This is a genomic window from Oceaniferula marina (assembly GCF_013391475.1).
Classification (GTDB): domain Bacteria; phylum Verrucomicrobiota; class Verrucomicrobiia; order Verrucomicrobiales; family Akkermansiaceae; genus Oceaniferula; species Oceaniferula marina.
In genome coordinates this window covers 381000-407083 of the sequence record NZ_JACBAZ010000001.1, presented here as the reverse complement: position 1 = coordinate 407083, position 26084 = coordinate 381000, and the positions used below count along the sequence as shown (strand labels likewise).

General features: G+C 50.0%; 20 protein-coding genes, 1 tRNA gene and 2 pseudogenes. 12 read left to right on the top strand and 11 right to left on the bottom strand.

The genetic code is table 11. The annotated features are described in order from the left end of the window. Positions 1 to 51 precede the first annotated feature (51 nt). From HW115_RS01595 to HW115_RS01570, 6 genes are all read right to left on the bottom strand, one after another. Positions 52 to 696, bottom strand: a complete 645-nt coding sequence (locus HW115_RS01595; RefSeq protein ID WP_178930824.1) for an ATP-dependent Clp protease proteolytic subunit — start codon at positions 694 to 696, stop codon at positions 52 to 54. 65 nt (positions 697 to 761) lie between these two features. After that, positions 762 to 2105: a trigger factor gene (gene tig, locus HW115_RS01590; RefSeq protein WP_178930823.1), complete on the bottom strand. Its 1344-nt coding sequence runs from the start codon at positions 2103 to 2105 to the stop codon at positions 762 to 764. Between the two features lie 240 nt (positions 2106 to 2345). After that, positions 2346 to 4505 (bottom strand): protein-disulfide reductase DsbD family protein, encoded by a 2160-nt coding sequence (locus tag HW115_RS01585; RefSeq protein ID WP_178930822.1) that lies wholly within the window; start codon positions 4503 to 4505, stop codon positions 2346 to 2348. 148 nt (positions 4506 to 4653) lie between these two features. Next, entirely contained in the window at positions 4654 to 5949 is a 1296-nt protein-coding gene (locus HW115_RS01580) for an AI-2E family transporter (RefSeq protein ID WP_178930821.1), read from the bottom strand. A gap of 69 nt (positions 5950 to 6018) precedes the next feature. Continuing rightward, entirely contained in the window at positions 6019 to 6699 is a 681-nt protein-coding gene (locus HW115_RS01575) for a YiiX family permuted papain-like enzyme (RefSeq protein WP_178930820.1), read from the bottom strand. A gap of 147 nt (positions 6700 to 6846) precedes the next feature. Continuing rightward, entirely contained in the window at positions 6847 to 8124 is a 1278-nt protein-coding gene (locus tag HW115_RS01570; RefSeq protein ID WP_178930819.1) for a phospholipase D-like domain-containing protein, read from the bottom strand. A gap of 99 nt (positions 8125 to 8223) precedes the next feature. On the opposite strand from HW115_RS01570, the gene uvrA reads away from it, so the two are divergent. The 4 genes from uvrA (at position 8224) to HW115_RS01550 (ending at position 14007) form a co-directional block, all read left to right on the top strand. Continuing rightward, on the top strand, positions 8224 to 11112 hold the full coding sequence (gene uvrA / locus HW115_RS01565) for an excinuclease ABC subunit UvrA (RefSeq protein ID WP_178930818.1): 2889 nt from the start codon (positions 8224 to 8226) through the stop codon (positions 11110 to 11112). A 106-nt stretch (positions 11113 to 11218) separates the two neighbouring features. After that, positions 11219 to 11875 carry an RNA polymerase sigma factor gene (locus HW115_RS01560; RefSeq protein ID WP_319609224.1) on the top strand — a complete coding sequence of 219 codons (657 nt, stop codon included), beginning with the start codon at positions 11219 to 11221 and terminating at the stop codon, positions 11873 to 11875. Positions 11876 to 11970: 95 nt separating this feature from the next. Continuing rightward, complete coding sequence (locus HW115_RS01555; protein ID WP_178930817.1) at positions 11971 to 12675, top strand: hypothetical protein; 705 nt, start codon at positions 11971 to 11973, stop codon at positions 12673 to 12675. A 327-nt stretch (positions 12676 to 13002) separates the two neighbouring features. Beyond that, the gene (locus tag HW115_RS01550; protein ID WP_178930816.1) at positions 13003 to 14007 is read left to right on the top strand and encodes a S1C family serine protease; all 1005 of its coding nucleotides are present in this window, start codon (positions 13003 to 13005) and stop codon (positions 14005 to 14007) included. 123 nt (positions 14008 to 14130) lie between these two features. Here HW115_RS01550 and HW115_RS01545 read toward each other — a convergent pair whose 3' ends face one another. Beyond that, on the bottom strand, positions 14131 to 15423 hold the full coding sequence (locus tag HW115_RS01545) for an IS4 family transposase (RefSeq protein WP_178930815.1): 1293 nt from the start codon (positions 15421 to 15423) through the stop codon (positions 14131 to 14133). Between the two features lie 626 nt (positions 15424 to 16049). Between HW115_RS01545 and HW115_RS01540 the strand changes: the two genes are divergently transcribed. Beyond that, entirely contained in the window at positions 16050 to 16457 is a 408-nt protein-coding gene (locus HW115_RS01540; protein ID WP_178930814.1) for a hypothetical protein, read from the top strand. 18 nt (positions 16458 to 16475) lie between these two features. On the opposite strand, the gene HW115_RS01535 is transcribed toward HW115_RS01540, so the two are convergent. Both HW115_RS01535 and HW115_RS01530 read right to left on the bottom strand, forming a co-directional pair. Then, positions 16476 to 16922, bottom strand: a complete 447-nt coding sequence (locus HW115_RS01535; protein ID WP_178930813.1) for a hypothetical protein — start codon at positions 16920 to 16922, stop codon at positions 16476 to 16478. A gap of 154 nt (positions 16923 to 17076) precedes the next feature. Next, entirely contained in the window at positions 17077 to 18345 is a 1269-nt protein-coding gene (locus HW115_RS01530) for a class I SAM-dependent RNA methyltransferase (RefSeq protein ID WP_178930812.1), read from the bottom strand. A gap of 303 nt (positions 18346 to 18648) precedes the next feature. Between HW115_RS01530 and HW115_RS20305 the strand changes: the two genes are divergently transcribed. The 4 genes and pseudogenes from HW115_RS20305 to HW115_RS20295 all read left to right on the top strand — a co-directional run. Beyond that, on the top strand, positions 18649 to 19092 hold the full coding sequence (locus HW115_RS20305; RefSeq protein ID WP_178930811.1) for a LacI family DNA-binding transcriptional regulator: 444 nt from the start codon (positions 18649 to 18651) through the stop codon (positions 19090 to 19092). Further along, positions 19089 to 20822 (top strand): sulfatase, encoded by a 1734-nt coding sequence (locus tag HW115_RS01520; RefSeq protein ID WP_227021216.1) that lies wholly within the window; start codon positions 19089 to 19091, stop codon positions 20820 to 20822. The genes HW115_RS20305 and HW115_RS01520 overlap by 4 nt, the downstream gene beginning before the upstream one ends. Before the next feature lie 129 nt (positions 20823 to 20951). Next, a complete protein-coding gene (locus tag HW115_RS20300) occupies positions 20952 to 22457 on the top strand; it encodes a hypothetical protein (RefSeq protein WP_178930810.1) in 1506 nt (501 codons plus the stop codon). Between the two features lie 6 nt (positions 22458 to 22463). Further along, a pseudogene (locus tag HW115_RS20295) lies at positions 22464 to 22556 on the top strand (transposase); the annotation flags it as partial. Positions 22557 to 22654: 98 nt separating this feature from the next. On the opposite strand, the gene HW115_RS01505 reads toward HW115_RS20295, so the two are convergent. Continuing rightward, a tRNA-Pro gene (locus tag HW115_RS01505) sits at positions 22655 to 22731 on the bottom strand. A 243-nt stretch (positions 22732 to 22974) separates the two neighbouring features. On the opposite strand from HW115_RS01505, the pseudogene HW115_RS20290 reads away from it, so the two are divergent. Both HW115_RS20290 and HW115_RS01495 read left to right on the top strand, forming a co-directional pair. Beyond that, a pseudogene (locus HW115_RS20290) lies at positions 22975 to 23142 on the top strand (Rdx family protein); the annotation flags it as partial. A gap of 50 nt (positions 23143 to 23192) precedes the next feature. Continuing rightward, positions 23193 to 24050 (top strand): fumarylacetoacetate hydrolase family protein, encoded by an 858-nt coding sequence (locus tag HW115_RS01495; protein WP_178930808.1) that lies wholly within the window; start codon positions 23193 to 23195, stop codon positions 24048 to 24050. Between the two features lie 45 nt (positions 24051 to 24095). Here HW115_RS01495 and HW115_RS01490 read toward each other — a convergent pair whose 3' ends face one another. Next, complete coding sequence (locus HW115_RS01490; RefSeq protein ID WP_178930807.1) at positions 24096 to 25079, bottom strand: AAA family ATPase; 984 nt, start codon at positions 25077 to 25079, stop codon at positions 24096 to 24098. 97 nt (positions 25080 to 25176) lie between these two features. Here HW115_RS01490 and HW115_RS01485 point away from each other — a divergent pair, with 97 nt between their 5' ends. Then, the gene (locus HW115_RS01485) at positions 25177 to 26046 is read left to right on the top strand and encodes a hypothetical protein (RefSeq protein WP_178930806.1); all 870 of its coding nucleotides are present in this window, start codon (positions 25177 to 25179) and stop codon (positions 26044 to 26046) included. The last annotated feature ends 38 nt before the right edge of the window (positions 26047 to 26084 follow it).

Sequence of the window (26084 nt, the reverse complement as noted above, 5' to 3'; positions counted from 1 at the left end):
AGATGGATTCTGCCGGACACCCCGATGATAGCTTAAATCAGAGCGTTTGTCTTACTTTTTTGCGTCATCGGAGGATGCTCCGTCGGGGAGTTCCTTGCGATTTTCCAGCACCTTATCTACTAAGCCATAGGCTGTAGCTTCCTTGCCGGACATGTAATTATCTCGATCGGCATCTTTTTCAATTTGCTTCTCGGTTTTGCCGGTATGCTTCGAAAGGATGGTGTTGAGACGCTTTTTCAGATCAATCATGAATCCGAAGGTTCGCTCGACATCCGCTGCCGTTCCCTGGGCTCCACCGGACACCTGGTGAATCATGACGTGGGAATTTGGCAGGCAGAAGCGTTTACCATTGGTCCCGGCAGTCAACAAAACGGCTCCCATGGATGCTGCGATACCGATACAGTAGGTGTTCACATCGCAGGTCAGGAATTGCATGGTGTCGTAAATAGCAAGTCCTGCTGTCACCGAGCCACCTGGGGAGTTGATGTAGATATGAATATCTTTTTTGGGATCCTGCATCTGCAGGAACAGCAATTGGGCGATCACGGAGTTCGCGACGCCATCATCGATGCCGGTGCCAATGAAAATGATCCTATCCTTTAGCAGGCGGGAGTAGATATCAAAGGCGCGTTCCCCACGGCCATCGGACTCGATGACGGTGGGGATGTAGTAGTTGTTTTGAGGATTTGAATCCATGGATAGTTGCAAATGAGTTAATGGATAAATGGTGAATGACCGGGACAAAGGAAAAAACCGGCTGATTAAGCCTCAGCTTCTTCTTCGTTCGCCAGTTCTTCAATCTGAGCATTTTCCACCAGGAAGTCGATTGCTTTTCCTATCAGCATTGAATTTTGCAGACCGTTGATGCGACCTGACTTCTGCAACTCGCGGATGAAGGACTTGACGGGCTTCTTCTCTTGCTGGGCCATGGCGGAGATTCTCTGGAGCAGGTCTTGCTCGCTGACACTGATGTCTTCTGCGGCTGCAATTTCCTGTAGGATAAAGTTCGTCTTGAGATTGTTGCGTGCCTGGATTTGAGCGGTGGCGATAATATCAGCTTGTTGTGCTTCAATTTCTTCATCACTCAGACCAGCCTGGGCGCCACGGGCGACCATGTCATCGGCGCTGCCCTGAGCTTCGGCTGTGACCAACTCTTGGGGCAGTTCGAAGTCCACACGTTCGATCAGTTGCTCGACGATTTGGTTGACCTTGCTTTCTTCGATCTGGCGTTCTTTTTGCATCTTCACCTGATCAGAGATGAGCTCCTTGAGGTCATCCACAGTTTTGCCTTCACCAAATTGCAGGGTGTCGGCAACAAAAGCATCGTCCAGTTCAGGTAGGTTTTGCTCCTTGATGCCTTTGACGGTGACAGCAAAGACAAGCTCTTTACCCTGAATATCTTCCAAGGGGAAGTCGTCGCCCACGGCACAGGTAACTTCACGTGAGTCGCCGATGGAGGCACCTTCAAGCTGTTCGCTGAAGCCTGGCAAAAAGGCGTCTTCCTGAATGCGGACCCAGTAATCTTCCTTGCCACCAAGGATACCTGCAGGTTTTCCGAGCGCTTCCTCAAGAGGCTTGCCTTCCAGTGTGGAAGTGAAGTCGATTACGGCGATGTCGTCGGTCTGTAACGGCCGATCTTCAATCTCCTTGTAATCCGCATAACGCTCAAGCACTCCATCGAGTTCGCGCTGAATTTCTTCTTCGCTTGCTTCGGCTGAAGCAAGCTTGACTTCGATTCCTTTATATTCCGGAAGCTCAAAAGTGGGAGCGAGAATAAGAGGCATCACAAAAGCAAAGGTTCCGTCATCATTGTGGTTGATGGACTCAGGGTTTTTAAACTGAAGCACCTTCAGGTCTTCTTCCTGTTTGACTGCACCGGAGCAAGCATCGTTGATCAGTCGGGATTCAAGCTCTTCTTTGATTGCATCACCAAAGCGCTTCTCGATCACGGAAACGGGAGTTTTGCCGGGACGGAATCCGGGGATCTTGGCTTGGCTAGCATAACCTTTGACGATTTTTTTACGCTCGGATGAGACGTGGTCAGCTGGGAATTCCGCACGCAGGGTGGCTGTGCATTCTGGTTGTTTTTCGACAGTGATGTTCATAATGAAATGATGGGTATCGGTTAAAAATGGGCATCGGGAACCGCACCATGGCGCGTCCGAGGTGCGGCAAGCTAGAGGGGAGGACCGGTGGAGTCAAGAACCATGACACCGAATCTACACCACAGGGAACGAGAAAAAAGCAGAGGCATGCGCTGCTTTCTCTTTAAGCTCATCCGGCGCCGTGGAGAGCTCGTCTTCTGATCATGAGTTCGCCCTTGATCTGGCATCCGCTGCAACGGTTTATTCAGCGCTGTCAGGCTTTTCCAGATTCTCGGTGATCAAACGCTTCATATAGTCGGGCGTCAGAATTTCAGGAGTGATGATCGGTTCCTCCACCCCAGGGATGTAGAGAACATTGACGGGGATGGCGGTGCGGCCAAGCTCCTGTAGTTTCTTCTCAATTTCCGGGTCCGGGCTTGTTTTGTCTGCCTTCAAGGCAACCACCCCATAACGTTTGAAGAGATCGACGACCTCATCGGTGTAGGCTGTTTTTTTATTCACTTGGCAGGTGGCACACCAAGTGGCTGTGAAATCGACAAATACCGGGGTGTCGTTTTCCAAGAGTTGTTCCACTTTGGCTTCACTCCACTTCTCCCATTTGATCTTATTACTGGTGTCCGGAGGCCAGCAGGCAAAGAGACCAAGAGCCAAACCTGCGAGTGTCAGCCCCCGGGCAATATTCCGCGCTTTGCCGCTCTTGTGCGGTAAGTTCCATCGACCGTAAACCCACAGGGCCATGGCGATGATGCTCAGGCCAAGCACAACATTCAGCATGTAGTCCATGCCGGTTTGCGCCACATAGATCCAGAGCAGGTAGCCAGCAGTGGCAAAGAGTAAAAAAGACATTCCCTGCTTGAAGCTTTCCATCCACGGGCCGGGGCGGGGCAGTTTTTCCACCAAGTGGGGGAAGATGGATAAAAAGAGGTAGGGGAGAGCTAGACCAAGTGCCATGGCCGTAAATGATAGCATGAATTGGACATTCGGTAGCGCGAAGGCTGCCCCAATGGCTGCCCCGAGAAAGGGAGCCGAACATGGGGTCGCTACGACCGTGGCCAAAACACCACTGAAAAAAGAGCCCTGCAGCCCTTGCTTGCTTTGAAGCTTTCCACCTACGCCTGTGGCACTGGTGCCAATTTCAAAGACCCCGAACATATTGAGTGCCAGAATGAACATCAGCAGCAAAATAGTCAGAACGACGAAGGGGTTTTGTAGTTGGTACCCCCAACCAACATCTTCACCCGAGCCATCCAGTGCCTTATTGCGCAGTGAGAGCAGGAGACCTGCGATCACCCAGAAGGAAATCAAGACGCCGGCGGCAAAAGCGACACCATGCAAGACCACTTTGCTTTTGGCTTCGCCAGCCTGCTGGGCAAAGCCCATGATTTTCAACCCGATGACAGGGAACACACAGGGCATCAGGTTTAAGATTAGTCCGCCGATCAGCATTCCTCCGAGAATCCCCAGCAACTTTCCAATACCTGCGGCTTCCAGTGGTTTTTTGGTTATCTCAAGTTCATCGACGATGAATCCTTTCGCCGCACCATTCCACCCTGCATCATTGTAGAGAATACCTGATAAATGAGGGTGGTGGATGACTTCGGCACCATTGCCGGTTTCTTTCGCCTTGCTCGCCGTCAGGGTGTAGGTCCCATCGTCATTTTTCGTCAATTTTTGAGCGCTGGATCCGTTACTTTGTTGATCAGAGCTAATAAAATAAAGGTCGGTAAGCTCTTGAGGCGTTTCGGTATTCGGGGTGAGTTCGAAAATATAGGAGCCGCCTTGTTCACTTACCGATAGCTCCCATGGGATATTTTTGACTGGAAGCGCTTCTCTCGCCTTTTTAAAAAAGGCAACCTGCTCGGCATCCTTCTCTGTGGTTTCAGCCAGTGGAATTGTAATTTCCAAGTCTTTTGACTGAGGCGGATCACACCCTTTGTCGTCGCAAAGCTGCCAGGTTGGGCTAACACCTACACGGATCTCCTTGCCAGCCTGAGTATTTGCCGGTGCCTGAATTTCAGCAAGCAGGGTGTATTCACCTTCGTAGACATAAAACTGGATTCCCGCGCTGCTGTATAAATGGGGGGTCGGCCAATGCAGTTTTACCAAGCTGAACCCCTCGGGCAGTTTCCAGTCAAATTCCAAAGGAAGCCCCGGACCTCCCGGGTTTTTGAAGTAAGAATGCCAGCCTTCGCTATGTTTCAGGCGAACTCCGAGGAAAAACCGTTCTCCTGGGGCTACTTTGCTGACTTCCGAAATCAAGGCCGCCTCGGTTTTTTCCTTTTCCTCTAAGCCATCAGAGAAGGGATCGAACTGTGCTGAAACTGGCAGAATACAAAGTGCCGCAAGTGCAAAGATCGAGGCGAGGTAACGAAGTTGAGCGAGTGGCGAGCGGTGAATCATGGTTGTTGAAGGTTGTTCAATCGTGCTTAGCGGTGGGCATAAGCCATCAGACTTGTTGGTGTGTGAGCGTAACAGACCCGATTTCTTCCTTAAAAAAAGAACCTGATAAAAACTTCCACCGCCCATAATCTATGAGATCAAGTGGGATTTAAGCACTCACTTCCTCGGCATCGTCTGGTTTCTGCGGGGTTCCGCCTAGCGGAGACTCCTGAATACGCCGCTCCCAGATATAGCGTCGGAATAAAACCTTCACCGCGGCTGTCAGCGGAACGGCAAGAAGCGCTCCGATAAAGCCTCCAAGGAGAATCGACCAGAAAAGCATCGAAAATATAACGGTCATCGGGTGGAGACCAACCGAATCCCCGACAATTTTCGGAGCCGTGACCAATGAGTTGATCTGCTGCACGATAAAGAAAATCGCACACACAGAGGCCACATAAATCCATGGATTATGCCCGAGGAAAAACTGATTACTTTCCTGTCCAAAATGCACATAGGCAATAATGCATGCTGGAATCAGACAAAGGATATTGCCGATGTAGGGGATAACGCCGACAAAGGCCATAAAGAGACCAATGACCAGTCCGTATGGTAAGCCGAACAGCCAAAGGGCGATCCCAACGAGCATGCCGTCAATCACCGCGACGAGCAATTGCCCTCGGAAAAAGGAAATGAGGTAGCCGTTGATTTCGCTCAAAGTGTCAACCACTTCGGTTTTAAAATGAGACGCCTTGAGTGGCACGTATTCGTGCCAGTGGGCTTTGATTCCGGAACTTTCCTTCAGAAAATAGTAGAGGTAAATCGGCATCATGGCGAATCCCAGGACAAGCCCCAGAAAACCAAGCACTTTGCTTGTACCTCCTTTAACCCAACCTGCTGAGGTCGCAACGATGTTGTCAGGAAGTAGCGCGGCCATTCGGGTTTCCATAAAGGGAACCCCATGATCCGACTGCAGTTCGGCAGAGGCTTCAGGCTCGGCAGGAGGGTTCTCGCCATTGGCCTGGTCGAGGGCATTTTGAGCCTTTTGGGTTTCAGCCTTTTCCAGCCAGTGGTGAACCCAGGGGACTTCTTTGATTTTTACAAGTGCAGCTCCGGTGTTCTCAATCAACTCATTGCGTTTTTGTTCGTTGCTTACCTGGGAAACGATAGGGGGGACAACAAGCCAGGCCATGACCCCAATCAGGATGAGAAATGATGCAAAGACAACAATCACGGACTTCAGTCGAGATAGACCCTTTTTTTGGAACCAAGAAACGAGAGGGTCGAGTAGGTAGGCCACGATACCGGCGACAACCAATGGGACAAGCACAGGTTGGAGAACTCCGAATACTTTGCCGGTTATCCAAATAAGGCACGACAAGAGCAGTCCGATAACAAGGATTGCCAGCCCAGTCAGGGCGTTCCACAGTGTTTTGCGTTGAAAGTCTGATGGGTATTTGGGCATCACGCAGCCGAAGATAGAAGGAAAACCGTGATTGGCGATGGTAAAATAGCCTAGACTTTATAGCTGCCGTTAGTTTTTTGAAATCTTGGCATTCAACCGGGGAACCTCCATAAGCAGGGGGGATTCAGCGAGGTCAGACGGGGCAACCATGGCTTCATTAAGAGGTAATTGACTTATTGAGCCATAGCGCTGTTTGATAATTGGTTGCACATCTGGGTGGTGGAAATTGTAGGAACTCATGGGGCGCGTTTTGCATAGCTCAATGCCAGTTGCGTATTTGTAGATTTTCCATACAAGCTCGGAGCAATACATTTGATCCTCGGACCACTTGAAATAAGGGTCGTAGTTTTTGCCTAACTGTCGCTGTGCATACTGCCGGGCTTTTTGCGAACTTTTCCGGTTGATGTGCTGAGCGGCATCTTTTAATCGCATCGCGTGAAATGATTTTGGACTGCGTGCAATAAAATCAGCTAGTGGAGTCGTTTTGACGGGTTGGACAGCCTCCAGAACCCATGGCTTGCCATTATGAAAAAAGACGAGTCCAACGTGGGACCATTGTGACCGAGTCGCCGCTTTGACCGCCTTGGACTGAACGTCATTCGAACTCTGAAACACAATATCTCCGTCCTGCAGTAGGTAGGGGCGCCCATTTTTTTCTCCACAAAAAGCGGTGAGAATAATCAATAGTTGAAGAGAGAGTCCGGTTAGCAACGTGCGAATGCCGGAGTGAGGGGGTAAAGAGTGAGACATAACGAATAGACACTAAATCGCCACACGTAAACGAATCAAGCAATCTTTCACAATATGTCATTTTTTCTATTTTCCGGTGAGCATGACCTTTCTTCAGGCTGAGCGTGTTCGATCGAGGGATGTTTTTTGTGCACGAGGTCCAGCAAGTTATAGCTGGGGGGCTAGCAACTGAGCCACCAACCTCCGTGGAAGCGTGAGTGGATTCCATCGTGATGGAGGGTTCGTGATTTCCTTGCACGCTTTTTTATCCTTCTCGATGAGCTTTAATTGCTGGCGTGCAAACCCACGGTCCAAGACATTCAAATTGGCCTCATCATTGATATACATCGAACGAGGGTCGAAATTGGCGGAGCCTATCGAAACAAAGTGGGAATCGACCACTAACACTTTACAGTGCATCATTGTTGGTTGGTATTCATGGATGGTGATGCCGTGCCTGAGCAGGCGTTCGTAATAACTTCTGGCAAGACTTCTGACCGGCCAAGCGTCGATATGTTCCCCTGGAACAAGAACTTCCACCTTCACTCCACGTTTGCGGGCTGCAAAGATTTCATCCATGATCGACGAGTCTGGGATGAAATAGGAATTTTCAATAACGATATGCTGGCGCGCCGATGCAATTACTTGACGGTAGAGGTGAGGAACGGAAAAGTTGTTATCCTTGGGGGCTGAAATAAAACATTGGGCAAGGTGTGGCCCGGTTGGCCGAAGCTTGGGAAAATATGCCGGACCCGACAGTGTTTGACCGCTTACTCTAACCCAGTTGTCGTGGAATGCGTGTTGCAGTTGTGCCACCACAGGGCCCGTCACCTTGTAGTGGTTTTCACGCCAATGTTTGGGCGTTTTGGCATCACCGGTCCAAGCATCCGCCACACCACATCCACCGATATAGCCAATTTTGCCGTCAACGACCATGATTTTACGATGATCTCTGGTATTGTAACGCAAGGGTCTGAGAATGGAATAGGGGTGATAGAAGTGAAGTTCAACCCCAGCAGTTCGCAGTTGATCGATATTTGCCTGTCCCATTTCAATCGATCCAACCGAATCGAGAATCATATGGATTTTCACCCCCTTGCGCGCGCGTTCACACAAGGCTTGGGTGAAGGTGTATGCCGCCGTGCCATTAATATAGGCGTAGGTTTCAAAGGTGATCGTTCGTTTTGCGTTTTTGATGGACTCGAGCATCGCCGGAAAAAAGGCCTCACCATTGACCAGAGAGGTGACCTTGTTTCCTGAGATCCAGTCCGCCCCAACAACTTCCGATACTGCTTGTTTAAAAGACTCGGTTCCAACCGGGGCATCCGGGCGGATAGGATGTTGTTTTGCCAATCTTGATCCGGGTGAGCAGGCAGCCAGCGCCAGAACAACAATCAGATGAAGGAGATGCAGAAGTGACTTGGAGGTGTTCGTCTCTATTGGCATGGGTGAGTGCACATTATAAGCATGTGATCATGAGGTGACAAGCAGTTGCTAGGTAGGATGCAAATGAAAGAATGATTGGAAATTCTCCAACGCAAGGCTATGGCTTGTTTTGTGGACGAGATACAAATCAAGGGAGCCCGCCAACACAATTTGCAAAATATCGAGGTCTCGATCCCTCGGGGGAAACTGACGGTGATCACCGGCCCCAGTGGAAGTGGTAAATCGTCCTTGGCGTTCCATACACTCTACGCCGAAGGGCAACGGCGCTATGTCGAGAGTTTGAGTTCCTATGCTCGGCAGTTTCTTGATCAATTCGATAAGCCGGATGTCGATTCCATTGAGGGGCTTAGTCCGGCGATTGCAATTGATCAACGCAATGGGGTAAGTAATCCCAGATCTACGATCGCCACATCAACCGAAATTTATGACTATTTGCGAGTTCTTTTTTCTGCGGTTGGAGTGCCTCATGACCCTGCAACAGGGCAGCGACTCGAAAAGCTGACAAGTCTTGAGATTGTTCGCTCCCTGAGCCGCCTGCCGGAGAAAAGCAAACTCATGCTTCTGGCGTCGGTCCCGCTTAGCGAGACGGGAGATTTTTCCAGCTTGAAGACGTCCCTGCAAAAACAAGGTTACGTGAGAGTTCGTATCAATGGAGAAGTTCATGAGTTAGATGAAATCCATCATGATGAAGCTGTTTCAATTCACCAGTTCGAGGTGGTGGTCGATCGCTTGGCAATCAGGGAAGGGGTGGAAAGCAGGCTTGCTGACTCCGTGGAAGCCTCGCTTAGGATGTGTGGTAGCCAGCTCATCGCATCCGTGATGCGGCCAGGTGACAATTCATGGAGTGATCAGGTCTTCATGACCAGTTACCGAAACCCGGAAACCGGCTTTGAAATGCCAGAAATTTCCCCGAAGCATTTTTCCTTTAACTCGAGAGTGGGGGCTTGCCCCCATTGTCATGGATTGGGGACGGAACTGTCCTGTGACCCCGGGCTGATCGTGCCGGATCCTACGAAGTCCATTACCGGAGGGGCTGTGGCTATTTGGAAAGGCAGCAAAAAAAAGCAATCCTGGCAGGGAAAGAAAATCCAAGCTTTGGCCGAAACCCTGGGAGCGAATGTCGAGGCTCCATTTTCCTCGCTCCCAGAACATTTCAAGCGGGCGCTCTTTTATGGCACGGGAGAAAAGGAAATTCAAACGATGTGGGAAAAAGAGGGTTACAAGCTCCCACACCGAAAAGCTTTTGAAGGCTTATGTCACACGGTTGAACGCTTTGCCCGCGAAAGTAAAAGCAACGCGGTGCGGAAGAGCATGAACCGCTTCATGAGAGCTAAGCAATGCCCGTGCTGTGCCGGGCAACGGCTAAAACCTGAAATTTTGGCCGTCCGGCTCCCCGACCCGGAGTCCAAGGTCGACCGTCAGAAAGGCCTGAATATCCATGAGCTGTGTTCGTTATCGGTAGAGGACGCATTGGGTGTCTTAAAGGGACAAGAGCTTCCAGGAAACAAAGGGGAAGCTCTCCAGGGCGTAATGCATGAAATATTGCGGCGTTTGGAGTTTCTCGATGAAGTGGGGCTTTCTTATCTCAACCTCAATCGCCCGAGCAACAGCTTGTCGGGCGGTGAGAGTCAGCGCATCAGGCTCGCCACCCAGATAGGGGCCGGGCTCTCAGGGGTCATCTACGTATTGGATGAACCCAGCATCGGACTCCACCCAGCGGATAACAGACGCTTGATTCAAGCGTTGTTACGGCTTCGAGACATTGGGAATACGGTGGTGGTCGTTGAGCACGACGAAGATACCATACGAGCTGCGGATTGGCTCATTGACATCGGCCCCGGGGCGGGGAGTCATGGAGGGAGCCTTCTAGCTGCAGGCACTCCAGAGCAAGTCATAGCGAACAAGGAGTCAATCACAGGGCAATGGCTTAGCGGTGTGGACACTACAGAATCCGCCCCCGGGCCAGCGCCCACACCCACACCAGCACCCACTGGCGAACTGATAATCCGCGGGGCCCGGGAACATAATTTGGCAGGTATGGATGTTTCGATCCCCTTGGGGATGATGGTGCTCGTCACAGGAGTGAGTGGTAGCGGAAAATCCACCCTGATTGATCACATTTTGCGTCGTGCACTGGCTCGCTATTTTTACCATTCCAATGTGCAGCCCGGGGAGCATGAATCGATCGAAGGTCTGGAGTCACTGGATAAGATGATTGTCGTTGATCAAAAGCCTCTGGGACGTAGTCCTAGGTCTAATCCGGCAACCTATACCGGGGCCTTTGATTTGATTCGAGGATTGTTTGCCAAGCTGCCGCTATCCAGACAACGAGGGTATCAGGCGGGGAGGTTTAGCTTCAATATGAAAGGAGGGCGCTGTGAAAAATGCCAGGGTGACGGACAGATTCGGATCGACATGCATTTCCTGAGTGATGCCTACGTCACCTGCGACGCCTGTTCCGGAAAAAGATACAACCGTGAAACGCTCGAAGTCACCTACAAGGGTCGCAATATTGCGGAAATTTTGGAAATGACAGCGGAAGAAGCCAGCTCGTTTTTTGATCCCGTCCCCAAACTGAAACGCATTCTTCAAGCCTTGTGTGATGTGGGGCTGGGGTATGTCCACCTGGGGCAAGCGGCCAATAGTCTGTCCGGAGGCGAGGCCCAACGAGTCAAAATTGCAGATGAACTCTCCAAGCCTAATCAAGGGCATTGCCTCTATCTGCTCGATGAGCCGACAACCGGCCTGCACTACAACGATGTCCGGATCTTGTTGAAGGTGTTGAAACGACTCCGTGACGACGGCAATTCCCTCGTGATTGTCGAACACAACCTTGATGTGATCCGCTCGGCGGACTGGGTCATTGACCTTGGGCCTGGAGGGGGAAAACACGGCGGGCAAGTGGTGGGGGCTGGAACTCCAGACGATTTAGCTCAGATGCCGGCATCCCGGACCGGAGCATGGCTCAAGTCCGGCTCAACCACTTGATTTCACCTCAGAGGCTTCCTTCTATGTTTAGATGACATCAATTTCTTTCCGGCACTTGCACAATTTGGAATTGATGCGACGCTATGCATGAAAATAAAGTGACCTTGTGAACGGCTCCCCGGCAACCATATCGATCCATTCAGCACTCGACCTCGACAATGAGGAGGGAGAAGAAGCAGGCGCGTCCACGCGGCTTGCAAGGGTCCACGATCTTCACGACGACTTAAGGGAGGGCGCCTGGACCGACTGGTTACAGGAAAACGGTCCTCGGATGTTGCTCTTTGCGCGAAACCAAACCAGAAGCACGGAAGATGCTGAGGATGTGCTGCAAGACGCTCTGATCAAATTAGCTCGAAAAATAGAGGAAGGTTCATTTGATGGCGGTCAGGAGTCGTGGAAACCGTATCTTTACACCGCGATCCGCAGGTTGGCCATTGATCTGGGAAGGAAAAATGACCGCAGATCGAAGCGTGAGGAAAAATCTGAGATTGATCGTCGCGTCCAAACGGGAGGGGTGACGGACCCGTGGTTTGAAAGTGAATCCTCAAATGATGAAACCAGGGTTTTGCTTGAAAAAAACCTCAAGAAGCTCCCTCAAAAATTCTCTGAAGTCATCATTATGAAGATCTGGGGAGAACGCACGTTTGCTGAAATCGGAGAAATCCTCGGCGTTTCTTTAAACACAGTGGCGTCCCGGTATCGCTACGGACTTGAACGCCTTCGTAAATCTCTCAACACATCTCGAATCCAGGAAGACATCTAAATCTCAACCCGATCGCCGTGAAGTAAGCTGTTTTCAACTTATCCATCGGCTCATCACCCCAAGCACCCTATACTTGATCAATTATGTCAAATAGCATGGAACATAGCCTTGACGAAGAACTACGCGTCATTGAAATGCAGCTGACACAGCTCTCACCACAACGCTTGTCCGGCGACCTCTTATCTCGGATGGAAATGCTGATGCAGCAGTGGGAGGTTCAGCCTGATGCTCAACCGGGTATCGAACAACTCCCGGAAGAGCACGCTCAACTCACGGATCTCGAGCTTCACCTTGACCAACTCTCACCAGCTCCGATGCCGGATGATCTTTTGCTTCGGATGTCCCAGGCGATGGACAGCTGGCAACATCAGGAGGAAGCTCAAAAACACACCATTTCATTTCCGGCTAGGAAATCCTCCCGACATGGCAACGGCATGCTTAAAGCGGCCGCGGCTATGGCGCTGCTCGGAGTTCTAAGTGCTTGGTTTTGGAACCCCGGCAAAGAACAAGCTACGGCAAACTTGCCAGAAGCGGCTTCTCCAGGGGGACAAGATTCACGAAGACCTGATTCTGGGCAGTCCAACGCCATTTCCAGTCAATGGCTCAAACCCGACACCTATAGCCATAAGGTAACGCACACGAGTGATAGCGGAGTGATCATGACTCGCGACAACGTACCACACCGATGTATTCGGGTGGAGTATATCGACCGCATCAAGGTTAAAGACGATGATGGACGCGAAATTGAAATCAAATCTCCAGGTGTCGATTTCATGCTCATCCCGGTGGAAACTAATTAATAATTTTAGACAGAATAAACCTGTGTTTACGCTGTATTGACAAAGCGAGTGAGGGTGGACAATCCAACCTCTTCGTAACAGTTCAGGTGACAATTCATGGATCTTATGCGGATCCTATACGGGTCTCATCCTGATCGACCGATCTACTGATCTATTGATCAAGAACGGCAAAGAAGGAAGCTGGTTATCTTTCAGATCGCCCAGCTTTCATCGAAAGTTGGCTTCCAACTTTTTTGTCTGGCTGCTCATTTCAGTGGATTGTCACCCATCGTAAAACCAACAAAGACCATTCCAACTTCCATTAACCTCAACCACATTAGCTAAACGATGAAAGCTACCCCTAGAACCACCAACCAACGAATCAAATGGCTCAGCACCTTTGGCATCGGAACCATGCTTTTGGCATTACCTGTCACGGCTATTGAGCGTCCATCCGAACCTAATGACCCGAAGCCGAAAGAAGGGCCTCAGGGTGAAGAAATTAAAGCCAAGGGCGATGCGCCAGAAGTGGCTCAAGTCAAACGTGCCATGTTAGGCTTAGGCGGAGCTCCGGCGTCCGAAATCCTATCGCTTCACCTTGGTCTCAAGGATGGGCAGGGGCTTCTTCTTTTCCATGTTATTCCAGGTTCGGCCGCCGATAAGGCTGGCCTCAAACCTCACGACATCATCACCCAGATCGAGGGAATTCCTATCGGCAGTCAGGACCAGCTCAGAGAGCAAATCTTCAAGCACAAACCTGGCGATGAAGTGAAGATCCAGTATATTCACGCAGGTAAACGCGTGGAGAAAAAAATCACCTTGGGTGAACGCCCGGCAGAGATGCGAATCGGGAAAGCCCAGGGTAATGCTCCAGGGGGCAATCCATGGATGTTCAAAGGACTCGGAGGCCAAATCCCAGAGGGTGAGCGAATGAAGATTGAAAAGCAGATTCAACAACACATGGATCGTATGCGTAAACAATTCGACCAAAAGGGGATGATGGAACTTCGATTTGACGATATCGAAAAAGCCATACCCAAAGATGGCAATGGAGCGAAAGGCTTCCAAATGAACGCATCAACATCTATCAGCATCTCTGATGAGGAAGGCTCCGTCACGATGAAAACCGTAAACGGAAAGAAGGAAGTCGTCGTTCGCGATAAAAAAGGAGAAATCGTTTTTGAAGGCCCCTATGACAATGAACAAGACAAGGCAGCACTCCCCGATGACATTCGGGACAGGGTTGGCCGACTTGATTTGGGGAAAGTCGACGGTAATGGCCTTCGCCTTAGGATCTTGCCTGGACAAATGAAACAAGCCGAGCAGCCTGATAACGAAGAAGAGGCTCAGTAAGCGTTCATCAGAACCATGGGCCTGCTCAGCCTCCGACACTGTTCAATCAGGACCTGATATTCAGGAGTCGGTAAACGGCAGGCCAACCATTTCTCAAATTCTAATATCAAGTAGTCATTGGCGTCAAAATAAGGACTTAGCTCTTTCTGCTAAAGGTTTTCGATGGCGTTTTTCGTGCAACAGATTTTTGATGGCATAGGTGAGTGGAGCCTCGATAGATCTCATCTCGACAACTCTCAGCGACAGCCACTGCGCCACTTTTTCAATGCTGACGCTGCGTTTCTTCTGACTTTTCCCAAGCATGAAGCAATAGGACTTTCCGATCAACTGCGCATAGATCATCAGTGCTGTCAGCAGAATGTGAAGATGAGTTTTATTTGCCCTACAATTGAGTAAATTGCGAATTTTAGAACTTCCTTTCAAAGCACGAAACTGAATTTCGATGGCCCAGCGTTGCTCGTATATTTTAACTATATCGAGACTCTCAACTTCGTCGACATCAAGGTTTGTTAAATAAAGACTCCAACCTGCGCGCAGGAGGCTTTCCTTACGAGGTTGACTCCCCATCTTTTTCCGGTGTTTCTTTGCCTTTGCTCGACGTAAGTTCGCCACTTCCTCCGGTGCTCTCACGGCAATGAGTCGGCATTTGTGACGTTTCTTAGTCACAACGACACCCAGATCCAAAACGTCTTGGGAAGTANGTCTGAGAAGTTCTTCAATGGGTGTTTTATTATCAACCCAGACTGAGGCCAAAGCAGTCAAACGACTTACCCAAAAAGCTCCTTGCGCTTCGATCCTAGCGAACGCTTTCACATCAAAATATCCCATGTCTCGTAAAACGAGATCGCCTTTCTTTAAATGATCAAAAAGTTGGTGGCCATTGACTCGATCTTGTTCTTTGCCGTTGGTAAGGAGAGTTGATACAACTTCACCAGTAGAAAGAACAGTTAATGTGTCGAGCTTTGCACATGAGACTGCACCTGACTTGTTTCCAATTCCTTTGTAGTGCTTTGCATTTTTGGGATGCAAGCGCACTTGCGTTGCATCCTGAAGAATGACCCGGGAGAACTTCACAGGAATGAGCCCCTTATGCTTTGGCTTGTGGAGATCTTTTCCGACCAAAGCAAGGCACTCTTGCATAAATTTCAACCCTTGTGAGCTAAAGCGATAGGCTAGCCCCTGCCTGGTCAGAGTCCTCACTTCGGTTGCTCCCAATGAAGTGGCTAGTTGGCTTAATGACCCCTTGCCTCCAGTCACTGCTTTAAGAAGAGAAAGAAGAAATCCCGAGGCTGAAAATCCCTGAGTGCGACGCTTGATAAATCCTACCTGCTTCGCTAAACTTTCGATCTCATCCCGAGTGAGATTCAATGTGGCGGCAGGCTGGGTCGAGTGACCTCGGTAGCTTTGAATAGGCATACCAAGCGTGCCGCCACACCTGTGAAGTCAAGAGTTTTTATGATTTATTTTAATCTAATTGACTTATATTCAGCGGGTTAAGCTCTTATTTTGACGCCAATGATCAAGTAGTAAAACAGACGGGACGATAGCCGAGATGAATGAGTTCTTTGGTAAGGCGCGACGAAGGAATGGTGCGGGCACCATGACTAAGGAGAAACAAAGCCAAAGGAGTCATACATCCGGAACTCTCATGGATCACGCAGTGCTTTTCCAAATACCTCAACAACGATCAATCGTCTCGTCTGTTTTTCGGAGTGGTATTATCACATCTTGCGTTGTGTCATTATGAGCTTACGGCTCAGACGCGGCGCAAGATTTTTTATTGTGAAGATTGCCGAGTTTACATTTGGTCCTTATCGCTCCATAATGGGGTCATGAGATTACAAGCTTTGCCCCGATGGTTGTCAGCTCTGGCTTGCGGAGCTGTTTTCGTTTCGTCACCGCCCTTATTTTCAAGCGAAACAAAAAGCTCCCCCCTCAAACCTGTTGATCAGAAGGTCTCCGTAGGGAAGCTTGAAACCCAAATCCGTTGTCTTGTTTGTCACGGGAATGCTCAAACTGGCAGGAATCGTTTGGCACCGCCCATGGCCATGATCAAAATCCGCTACCAGTCTGATGACCAGGCGACCTTTGTCAAAAGTGTCTCGGACTGGGTGAAGAAGCCTGACCCGCAAAAATCAAAAATGCCGGGAGCGATCCGCCGCTTCAAGCTGATGCCGACTTTTCCGATCCCAGAGGAAGAGATAAAAAAAATCGCTGAGTATATCTACAAAACGGATTTTACCTTCCCTGGGAATTGTCAACCAGCAGAGGCATCGAAAAAACCATCTGAACAAGATGAGAAAAAAGCAAAACCGCAAGCTCGGAAGAATGATCCCGAGGTGAACGACTGTGACGACACAAACTGCCATCCAGAACCGGCAAACAAAAACAGCAAAGCGGCAGATACTCCAGTCCCGTCACCAGCACTGAAAGGTGGCAAAGCCCAATGAGGGGGTGAAAGAGAGGTGTTAAAGTTTCTCGATGAGTTGGGTGGCCTTATCTGCCACCATATCGTCTTTGTTTCGGCACAGTCTGCTGATGATGTGTTTATTTTTACTTAGCGCGTTGCGGACCGTTTGCGGTCGCTGGTCGTTGCTCTCCTGAACCTCGGCCAAATGGTTGAGGATGTCCAAGATTTCACACTGCACTCCAGGGCTGGAAATTTGAAGAATTTCACAGAGAAAGGGCAGGGTGGGGGTGACGGATGCTGGAGGGGACGGCTTGTCCCCGCGGCAAAACATCACCCAAAGCGCGTGACTGGCTTTCATTGCACGGGCTTCTTTGCGTGAAGCTAATTGCTCGAGTAGCCTTGGGATGGATTTGGCGGATGTTGAGGGAGATGTCGGGGTTTCGGAAACCTCATCATACTGTTTCCAATCGACTTTACGAAGTCGCATCCATAGTGAGTCAGCCATGAGAGACGTATTACATGCAAGATCTGAGGATTACGACCCTTAAAGAAACGAATAACCCATGATGCAGGACTCGGTTGTCCGTAGGGCAAACAAATCCGTATTCAGCAGAGATATGTGTTTGCATTGAAATACGTAATCCATTGGCTGGGTCAGCCTAAGCTTTTTCCAGAACAATGACACATTCCAAGTGCCGAGTCTGAGGAAACAGATCGAAGGGCTGAACTTCGGTTAACTGATAACCCGCTCGGATAAATTCCTTGAGGTCCCGCATTTGGGTTGCCGGATTGCAGGAAACATAAACAACCTTTCCAGGACCAAAAGCGAACAGTTGATCGAGAAACTCCTGGTTGCAGCCCTTGCGTGGGGGGTCGATGACAACCGCGGTTTCGTCAGCCGGGAAGGTGATATCGGCAAAGATGGCTTCGGCGCTCGCGGCCAAAAACGAGGTGTTTTCGATCTGGTTGAGAGCGGCGTTGCGCCGGGCCCAGTCAGCGGCCGTTTCCGAGACTTCCACGCCCGCGACCTTTTCAAACTTATGCGCCAGGCAGAGGGAAAACAGCCCGGAGCCGCAGTAGGCGTCCACCAGAAATTTGGCCCCTCCCGATGAGGCTTGTTCTGCCACGTATCCAGTGAACGAGGGTAAAATAAACGGGTTGTTTTGGAAAAAGTCACCGGCAAGAAAATGAAAGGTGATAGCTCGATCATCAGTTGTAACGGTTTCCGAAATAGGGCTGCGGTGGTTGGTTTCTACCCGACCTTCGGTAGCCCGCAACAATAGCGTGGCATCCTTTTTATAGTTTTTTGCCTGAGCCCTCGTTTGCTCCCGAATGCCAGGTAAGGCGGCGTTGATTTCCTCCATGGCGATCGGGCATTGGGGGACGTCAACGAGATGACTACGCTGGCCGGCAAGCAAGAAACCAATGTCCCCGATTTTTCCATCGCGAGGCCGCTTGAAATGGGGGGTGATTTTTGACCGGTATCCCCACTGCTTCGGAGATGCTACCGCAGGAGAGACCGACACATGGACATCTGCCATGTGTTCAAGCAACTCCTCGACCTGGCGGGTTTTCCAGGCTAATTGCTTTTCATAGGAAAGGTGCTGGTATTGACAACCACCGCATTTACCAAAAAGCGGGCATTGGGGAGCGAGTCGATCTGGTGAAGCTTCGATCACACGCACCAAATCCGCCTGACTATGGCTTTTGTCATTGCGAAAAATCCGGGCCAGCACCTTTTCTCCTGGTAATGTGTGAGGCACAAACACAACCCACCCTGGATTGTTTTCCTCGGAAGGTTCTTGAGCCGGATCATCAAGCTGGATCCTGCCAATCCCAACGCCTAAATTACTCAAGCTGGAGATTTCAACTTCAATTTCCTGATGGTAGTCAAAAGGGAAGGGGTGGAATTTCTTAGGCCTGCGCATGCGCCCTATGTATCGACAGGATGAAAAATGCCAAACCGAAAATAGAGAAGGTTCAGATAAAATGAACTACCTGACAGATTGAGGGTTTATATTAGGGAGGTCGTTTTTTGAGACCGTCTCCGCCATGGGTATCTCAGATCGGGTATTGAGACCCGCTTTAGCTCTCTTGGACTCTGGTTTCAAACTTTGATATCACCACGATTCTCGTAAGGTTTCCCTCGGAATATGCCATTATTTGACAATGTAAGGAAATTCCCCCTTGAATATAACGTTATATAAACGCGAAACGTTCTCAGATTGTCTATGGCAAATAAACGAGTCAGACTAAAGGATATTGCAAAGGCCGCCGGCACATCGATGATGTCTTTGTCACATGTGCTTAACGGCTCCGGAGTTGGCAGGGTAAGTGAGAGTAAGGAACGAGCATGCCATATCATCAAAATAGCCAATGAAATGGATTACATTCCCAACCATGTAGCACGTGCGTTGCGGAGGGCATCAACACAGGTCATAGGCACACTGATCAGGGGGGCTGTGTCACTCTTGCCAGGAGTTGACTACGCCATTATCGGATGGGGCAATGCCGCGGTATGTGACTATATGAACCCTAGACTGAGTTCCGTCGGGCTAGATTTGCCGACTGTGATGCGTCTAGCGCTCCAATCATTTTTAAAAGGAACGGATGCTGAGATTTTTCAAGTCCACCCTCTGTTCATCAAACGCGAAACACATCAAATAAAATCATGAAATGCATGCGAATCATCGGAGCCTCCCTCATAGCACTACATGCTGGCGTGAGTTCACTATCTGCAGAGGTTCAAAGCAAGCCTAACGTCCTTTTTATTGCTGTAGATGATCTGAATGACTGGATCGGTTGTCTTGGTGGCAATGAACAATCCATAACTCCAAACTTTGACCGTCTCGCAGCAAGCGGGATGTTGTTTTCTAACGCACATTGCGTTGCTCCAGCATGTAACCCGTCTAGGACGGCGACCATGACAGGACGTGCACCTTGGAAATCAGCTGTTTACGCCAATATTCAAAAAATGAGAGAGGTGTTGCCTCAAGAGACGATTTTGCCGAAGTACTTTTCCTCACATGGTTATTGGGCAGGTGGATCCGGTAAGATGCTCCACTACTTTATCGATGCAGGTTCATGGCATGAGTATTTTCCAAAGCAAGAGACAGAGAACCCGTTCCCATTTACGATGTATCCAAAGGAACGTCCTGTCTCGTTACCTAGGGGAGGAGCCTGGCAATATGTGGAAACCGATTGGGGGCCGATTGATACCACGGACAAAGCATTTGGAGGAGACTATCTCGTCGCAAATTGGGTGAGTGAAAAGCTGCTGAAGAAACATGAGAAGCCGTTCTTTCTCGCTTGCGGAATCTACCGACCGCATGAGCCGTGGTTTGTGCCTAAAAAATACTTTGATAAGTTCCCCCTCAAAGACATCAAACTCCCTCCTGGTTATAAGGAGGATGATTTGGATGACCTGCCAAAAGCAGGGAAGGCACGCGGCGCCAATCGATACTTTGCTCATATCCGGAAGCACAAACAATGGAAACGTGGAGTCCAGGGCTACCTGGCATCAATTAACTTTGCAGACACCATGCTAGGCCATGTGTTAGACTCCTTGGAAAAGGGGCCAAACAAGGACAACACCATCGTTGTTCTTTGGTCTGACCACGGATGGCATCTTGGAGAAAAGCAACATTGGCAAAAATACACAGCCTGGCGCGCAACCACCCGTGTCCCCCTCATGGTGAAAGTGCCCAAAGAAATTTCAAAGGCGCTGCCACACGGAGTGACTCCCGGTGGTGTGTGTGATGATCCTGTCAGCTTGCTGAGTATTTTTCCAACGCTTACAGAGCTTTGCGACCTGCCAGCGAAACCCAATATTGACGGGGTGAGCATCGTTCCCTTGTTAAAAAACCCAATGCTGAAGACGGGGCGGCTCGCGGTGACCTGCTTGGAGCGACCAAAGGCGTTTGGCCTAAGTGATCGCGATTGGCGTTACATTCACTATCCGGACGGTTCCGAGGAGCTTTACTACATCAGTAAAGACCCCTACGAATGGAATAACCTGGCGAATAAACCTGAGCATAAGCAAAAGCTGGTTTATTTCCGCGAAAATTCACCCAAAGACTTCATTCCTATTCCAAAGCAGAGTTACCATACATACCCCTCCATGAAGTGGGTTCCATTCAAGGGCTCAAAGCCCCCTGTATCCAAGCCTGATGGTGGCAGAAAGGAGATCGTTTTCATCAACAGAAAGGCACAAACTATCTTTCTTTATCGATTGAACGCCGACGGCACAGAGATCAAAAAGGCAAGAGTTTTCCCTGAAAAACATTACGTTACGAGTGACCTACCAGGCGGGGTTTGGGTTGTGAAAGATCGTGCAGGCAAGATTTTGGGCCATTTTCAAGTCGGAGACCGTAAGGCGAAAGGTGTGATTCCTGCCCAGGGGTAATCCTCGGCACACAGGCCATTAAAATGGGTGATTCGCCACCACGGTAAACGCCAAATCAAAGGGCTTTGGAGAGGAAAATCAAAAAGAGTTAGCTAGATTAACCAGATAATCTAAGTATCAAAACAGGAAATGAGAAATTTATATCGTTCTATGATGTTGTCGGCATGGGTTTGCCCGATGTTTGTGCATGCAGAAGTGTGGGTAGTAGAGTCAGATAAAGACTGGACTGGATCCGGAAAATTGGCAGGTGAGTTTGAACTCAGGGACGGCATGCTCTCATCCAAGGTGAAGAAGGCAACCTACACGAGCACTCTGAAAAGTTTTGCTAAGAAGAAAAAGGCATCATCCATTACAATTTCACAGTCGCCTGTATGGCAGAATTGGAATGCAACGCGGCATGTGGGTCCAAAGAACCTAGGCGACGCACCCGTGTGTTTGAGGGTTGGGCCGGGCAACTATTGGATGTTTGGGCGTTATCGCGGGGGACCTGGCAAGGTCGGCGGTAAAAAGTTTGAGGCGAAACCCGCCAAGCTGGACGGCTATGATACCCCTCTGGTAACGACACCTTTCGCAAACCAGTATAATGCTCCAGGCGGTTTAAAGAAAGGTCAAGGCGGCTACCACGCTTGGCAAAGTAAGGATATGGTGAACTGGGTTCACCATGGTCCGGTTTCTGATAGAGAGGCCCGGTGGATGACCAGTGCTGAGCAAGTTGGTGAAAAGACCTATTTGTATTATGATTTTCCTAATGACCAAGACCCTCACTTGATTATCGACGAAAACTTAGAAGATGGCGAGCTTGGTAAAAAAATGGGTATGGCGATCAAGGACCCTTCACATGGATCTGACAGCGCGATTATCCGTTCGTTGGACGGGAAGTTTCACTTGATTCTTGAGAACTGGGACCCCATCAAAGCATCGGCGCGTTCTTGGGATTCTCCGCTTGCTAGTCATGCAGTAAGTGAAAACGGAATGGGGGGCTTTCAATTGGTCGATGCAGCCGTAGATTATCGAACTAAGCCGACGGGAAAGTTTGAAACCTATAAGCATCCGCACTGGGTGAAGGAAGACCCAAAGAACTACAAGACGAATGTAGCGAAGTATGAGGTGCATGAGCCAGAGCAAGATGCATTTGGTGACTGGGCAGCGATCGCGATCGGAGGCCAGTATTATTTATTTGGTGATTATGATCCAGCAGGCGCACACGGTAGAAATGCGATGAGCACAGCATGGTTTACGTCTTCAGATATCAACAAGCCATTTAAGTTCTGTGGCAATGTGGGTAAGGGACACCCGGATCCGGATATTATGTTTGCCATGGGGCAATTTTATTTGGTGACCCAAACTACGGATTACGTGAGTCCAGGGCCATGGGTGGATGCTGTAGAGGTCCGTGTTGGAGTGGATACGAACAATGACAAGAAAATGGATCAGTGGACGGATTGGCAAAACGTGAAGGAAAGCTATGATTACGTGACAGGCTTTTCAAAGCAGGTTGCTAAGACACCGGCTAAGCTTGATCTGAAAGGTCTCCCTGAAGGCTTTGGTTTCCAGTTTGAGGTCCGTTTAACAGATACGACTGAAAATGCGTCTAAGCCGATCCTCGATAAAATTCAAATGACGTTCGAGAAATAGTTGTTTTTCGGAACCAAGATGAAACTCATCCAACGCCGCGCCTACGGCTTTCGAAACTTTGAAAACTACCGCCTCCGAGTCATCGCCCAATGCGGATAACCCAACTCCTTAACGATTGAAAAAAAATGCCTTGTCCCCAAACTTTGGTGTAGACCCCAAAAAAGGAACCACTTTGCAGGTGGTTCCTTTTTTTTAAATGGTCGGGGAGACAGGATTCGAACCTGCGACATCCGGCTCCCAAAGCCGGCGCTCTACCAAGCTGAGCTACTCCCCGTAATAAGGTTGGTTGGATTGGTGGTTTAGCTATCCTTTCGGACGGCGGCGAGAAACTCTACGAATTGACCCTTTCTGGCAAGACGAAAATGCAATTTTTTCACGTTTTTTTTAGCTTCCTTGCATCAGCGCCTTGTTGAGCATCGATTGGCAATTCTTTCGTGACAAATTTCCGGCTTGGAGGCATAGTCTCCGCATGGCTATTGAAATTGAATATTGTGCCGTTTGAAACTTCAAACCACACGCCGACCGTGTGTCGGCCGAGATAGAAAAAGCAACCAAGGAACCAGTGCTCTTGATCGCAGGTGGGGGCGGGATCTTTGAAATCCGTCAGGATGGAGCGCTACTATGGAAAAAAACGCAGAGCGGGGTTTTCCCTGAACAAGGCGAGGCTGCGGCTCTTTTCTCATAGCATCCATTCGCTAGCCGTCTTTCTGAATCGACGTTACCCCTGAATAAACGATGAAACTCATACGACACGGTGAAGCTGGTCACGAAAGCCCCGGGATTCTGAGAGCGGACGGATCCATTGTGGATGCCTCTGATGAATTCCGTGAGTTTGATGAAGGTTTTTTTGCTTGTGGCGGCTTAGCCTCTTTAAGGGCATGGGTCGACGCCGGTTGTCCCGGTGGTTCAACTGTCGATTCCGATGTGCGGCTGGGGCCACCCGTTGCCCGTCCCTCGAAATTGGTGTGCGTTGGCAAAAACTACGTCGACCATGCCAAGGAGTTTGGTGGTGGAGTGCCAGACGAGCCGGTTTTGTTTATGAAGGCCAGCACCGCATGCAGTGGTCCCTTTGATGAGGTCGTCATCCCTCCGGGCTGCGACAAACTGGATTATGAAGTGGAATTGGCTCTCATCGTCGGAAGAACGGCATCCCGGATCGCGGCATCAGACGGTTTGGACTATGTCGCCGGATACACCGTGATGTGTGACTACAGTGAGCGAGCATGGCAAAAAGAACATTGCGGTCAGTGGGTGAAGGGGAAGAGTGCAGACACCTTTGCGCCCCTCGGCCCATGCATGGTCACCACCGATACGCTAACTGACCCTCAGAGCCTTTGCCTGTGGACCAAAGTGAATGGCGAAAAGCGCCAAGGCGGATGGAGCGGCAACATGATGTTTTCTGCCGCTTATCTGGTGAGTTACATCTCTCGCTTCATGACCTTGTTGCCCGGGGACATTATCGCAACCGGGACGCCGGCTGGGGTCGGCATGGGCATGACTCCTCCAAGGTTTCTGGCGCCAGGCGACCAGGTGGAGCTTGGCATCGAAGGCATTGGCTCCATGCGTCAGCGCATCATATCCGGGAGTTCATAGACAAACTCCAATGAGGACCACAGGCTCATTTTTGTGGATTGATGATCACGGCACCGGAACACGCGACAGAATGCGGTCAATCAAGCTGTCTGTGGTGACATCCTCGGCCTCAGCTTCATAACTTGGCAAAATCCGGTGACGCAGGACATCGTGCGCGAGCAGTTTGATATCCTGAGGCGTGACGAAGGCTCGACCGTCCATGAATGCTTTTGCCCGGGCTGCCAGAGCCAGGTTAATCGTGGCTCGTGGCGAGGATCCCGAGCGAATCAGATTTTTTAACGAGGCATCGACCTTGGCCGGATAGCGCGTAACATGCACCAGCTCAACGATGTATTTTCGGACCGCTGGATCAATGTAGATTTGATTCACCAAATGAATACTCTGAGCCAAGGTATCCATTTCGACCACGGGTTTGGTTTCATAGATGGGTTCGGATGTGGCCATTCGGTCCAGGATGGTCAATTCTTCTTCCCTGCTTGGGTAGCTGACAGTCACCTTGAGCAGAAAACGGTCCAGTTGGGCTTCCGGAAGCTGGTAGGTACCTTCCTGGTCGATCGGGTTCTGCGTAGCCAGCACCAGAAAAGGGTCGGGGAGGGGATACGTGGTATCACCGATGGTGACTTGCCGCTCTTGCATGGCTTCCAACAAGGCTGACTGAACCTTCGCCGGCGCCCTGTTGATTTCGTCAGCCAGGATGATATTGCTAAAAATGGGCCCCAGCTTGGCCGTAAATTCAGCCTCTCTCGGGTTGTAAATCATCGTCCCCAGCAAATCTGAAGGCAACAAATCCGGAGTGAACTGCAATCGGGAAAAATCCGTTCTCAGACAACCGGATAAGGCTTTGATCGCGAGGGTCTTCGCTAATCCCGGAACACCCTCAAGCAGGATGTGCCCCTTGCACAATAGCCCGACAATAAGACGATCAACAAGATCTGCCTGTCCGACTAGGACCTTGCCCATTTCCTCTTTCACCTGTGGGACCCACTGGCAAGATACGTTGATTTGGTCGGATAGCTCTTGATTATTCATGATCGACACGGCTCATTCTCCAAAGATTCACATGATATGCAACGGATAAACGCAATTATTCCTTGTGTAAAATACCCTATCAGACTAACTGTTAGTTATGCGTAACTGGTCAATTTCTCTAAAAAGCCGTGCGGCTGTCTTTTTTGTGGCAGGGTGTGTAGTTCTTGGTTTACGAGGCACTGCTGGAGCTCAGACCCGGCTGCCGTCGATGGTGGAAGCGCCCTGGGGTGGGTATTTTTCGGCATACGAACGTCGACAATTCCATTTCGGAGTCAATGACGAGGCCCAGTCAGTGCTGTATTTAATTGGCAAAGACCGAAAGAGGGTGGGGGAGACGCGGAGGCTCAGAATCTACGCTGAAGTGCTGGTGGAAACCGAGGACGGTAAACGCACCGTCAAGCGCTTGAAGAATGACGAGGGCTATCATTCGAAGCTCAAACCCGGACTTGAGCACAAAGAGGTCACCTTCAGTGCCACGAGTGTCGGGGAGGCAAAGGTGGAAATGCATATCCAATACGACGGCAACCGGGTGATTATGGATGGGAAGATTCTCGATCGGGGAGGCCTGAAAGAAGGCACCTTATCGTTTCAATATAAAATCATGGTTCCTGCGATGTACACGGACACTTATAAATCCAGCAGCAAAAAGGAAAAAGCCAGAATGAAAAGAGATCGAGTTCGCTTTCTCCGCGCTCGGGATGGCAAGAAGGTCACACTCAAATCATACGAAGCGGTGGACTTGGGTGCGCCGGAACTTGCAAAGGGTGGAGTGAAGCAACTCATCGTTTCCATGGATGGGCAGGAGGGACGGGACTTTGTTTTTGAATGTGAAAACGACAGTCAGGCATTTGAGTTTCTGAACAAAGAACCGGGCAAAAAAGGGAAGCTCTGGCAAGGCTATACCGTCATCTGGAAACGCCCCATGGGAGATGATCAAACATCCCCCATGGTGATCGAAATCAAATGAATCCCCATTCGATTGCTGCTTGATACCAGTCAAGCGTA

Bases quoted from the DNA above. Each gene is read 5' to 3' on its own strand.
- tig (WP_178930823.1), bottom strand. From the start codon at position 2,105: ATGAACATCACTGTCGAAAAACAACCAGAATGCACAGCCACCCTGCGT.
- HW115_RS01535 (WP_178930813.1), bottom strand. From the start codon at position 16,922: ATGGCTGACTCACTATGGATGCGACTTCGTAAAGTCGATTGGAAACAG.
- HW115_RS01530 (WP_178930812.1), bottom strand. From the start codon at position 18,345: ATGCGCAGGCCTAAGAAATTCCACCCCTTCCCTTTTGACTACCATCAG.
- HW115_RS01580 (WP_178930821.1), bottom strand. From the start codon at position 5,949: ATGCCCAAATACCCATCAGACTTTCAACGCAAAACACTGTGGAACGCC.
- HW115_RS01495 (WP_178930808.1), top strand. From the start codon at position 23,193: ATGAAACTCATACGACACGGTGAAGCTGGTCACGAAAGCCCCGGGATT.
- HW115_RS01555 (WP_178930817.1), top strand. From the start codon at position 11,971: ATGGAACATAGCCTTGACGAAGAACTACGCGTCATTGAAATGCAGCTG.
- uvrA (WP_178930818.1), top strand. From the start codon at position 8,224: ATGGCTTGTTTTGTGGACGAGATACAAATCAAGGGAGCCCGCCAACAC.
- HW115_RS01520 (WP_227021216.1), top strand. From the start codon at position 19,089: ATGAAATGCATGCGAATCATCGGAGCCTCCCTCATAGCACTACATGCT.
- HW115_RS20300 (WP_178930810.1), top strand. From the start codon at position 20,952: ATGAGAAATTTATATCGTTCTATGATGTTGTCGGCATGGGTTTGCCCG.
- HW115_RS01485 (WP_178930806.1), top strand. From the start codon at position 25,177: ATGCGTAACTGGTCAATTTCTCTAAAAAGCCGTGCGGCTGTCTTTTTT.
- HW115_RS01575 (WP_178930820.1), bottom strand. From the start codon at position 6,699: ATGTCTCACTCTTTACCCCCTCACTCCGGCATTCGCACGTTGCTAACC.
- HW115_RS01595 (WP_178930824.1), bottom strand. From the start codon at position 696: ATGGATTCAAATCCTCAAAACAACTACTACATCCCCACCGTCATCGAG.
- HW115_RS01585 (WP_178930822.1), bottom strand. From the start codon at position 4,505: ATGATTCACCGCTCGCCACTCGCTCAACTTCGTTACCTCGCCTCGATC.
- HW115_RS01490 (WP_178930807.1), bottom strand. From the start codon at position 25,079: ATGAATAATCAAGAGCTATCCGACCAAATCAACGTATCTTGCCAGTGG.
- HW115_RS01550 (WP_178930816.1), top strand. From the start codon at position 13,003: ATGAAAGCTACCCCTAGAACCACCAACCAACGAATCAAATGGCTCAGC.
- HW115_RS20305 (WP_178930811.1), top strand. From the start codon at position 18,649: ATGGCAAATAAACGAGTCAGACTAAAGGATATTGCAAAGGCCGCCGGC.
- HW115_RS01540 (WP_178930814.1), top strand. From the start codon at position 16,050: ATGGCCATGATCAAAATCCGCTACCAGTCTGATGACCAGGCGACCTTT.
- HW115_RS01570 (WP_178930819.1), bottom strand. From the start codon at position 8,124: ATGCCAATAGAGACGAACACCTCCAAGTCACTTCTGCATCTCCTTCAT.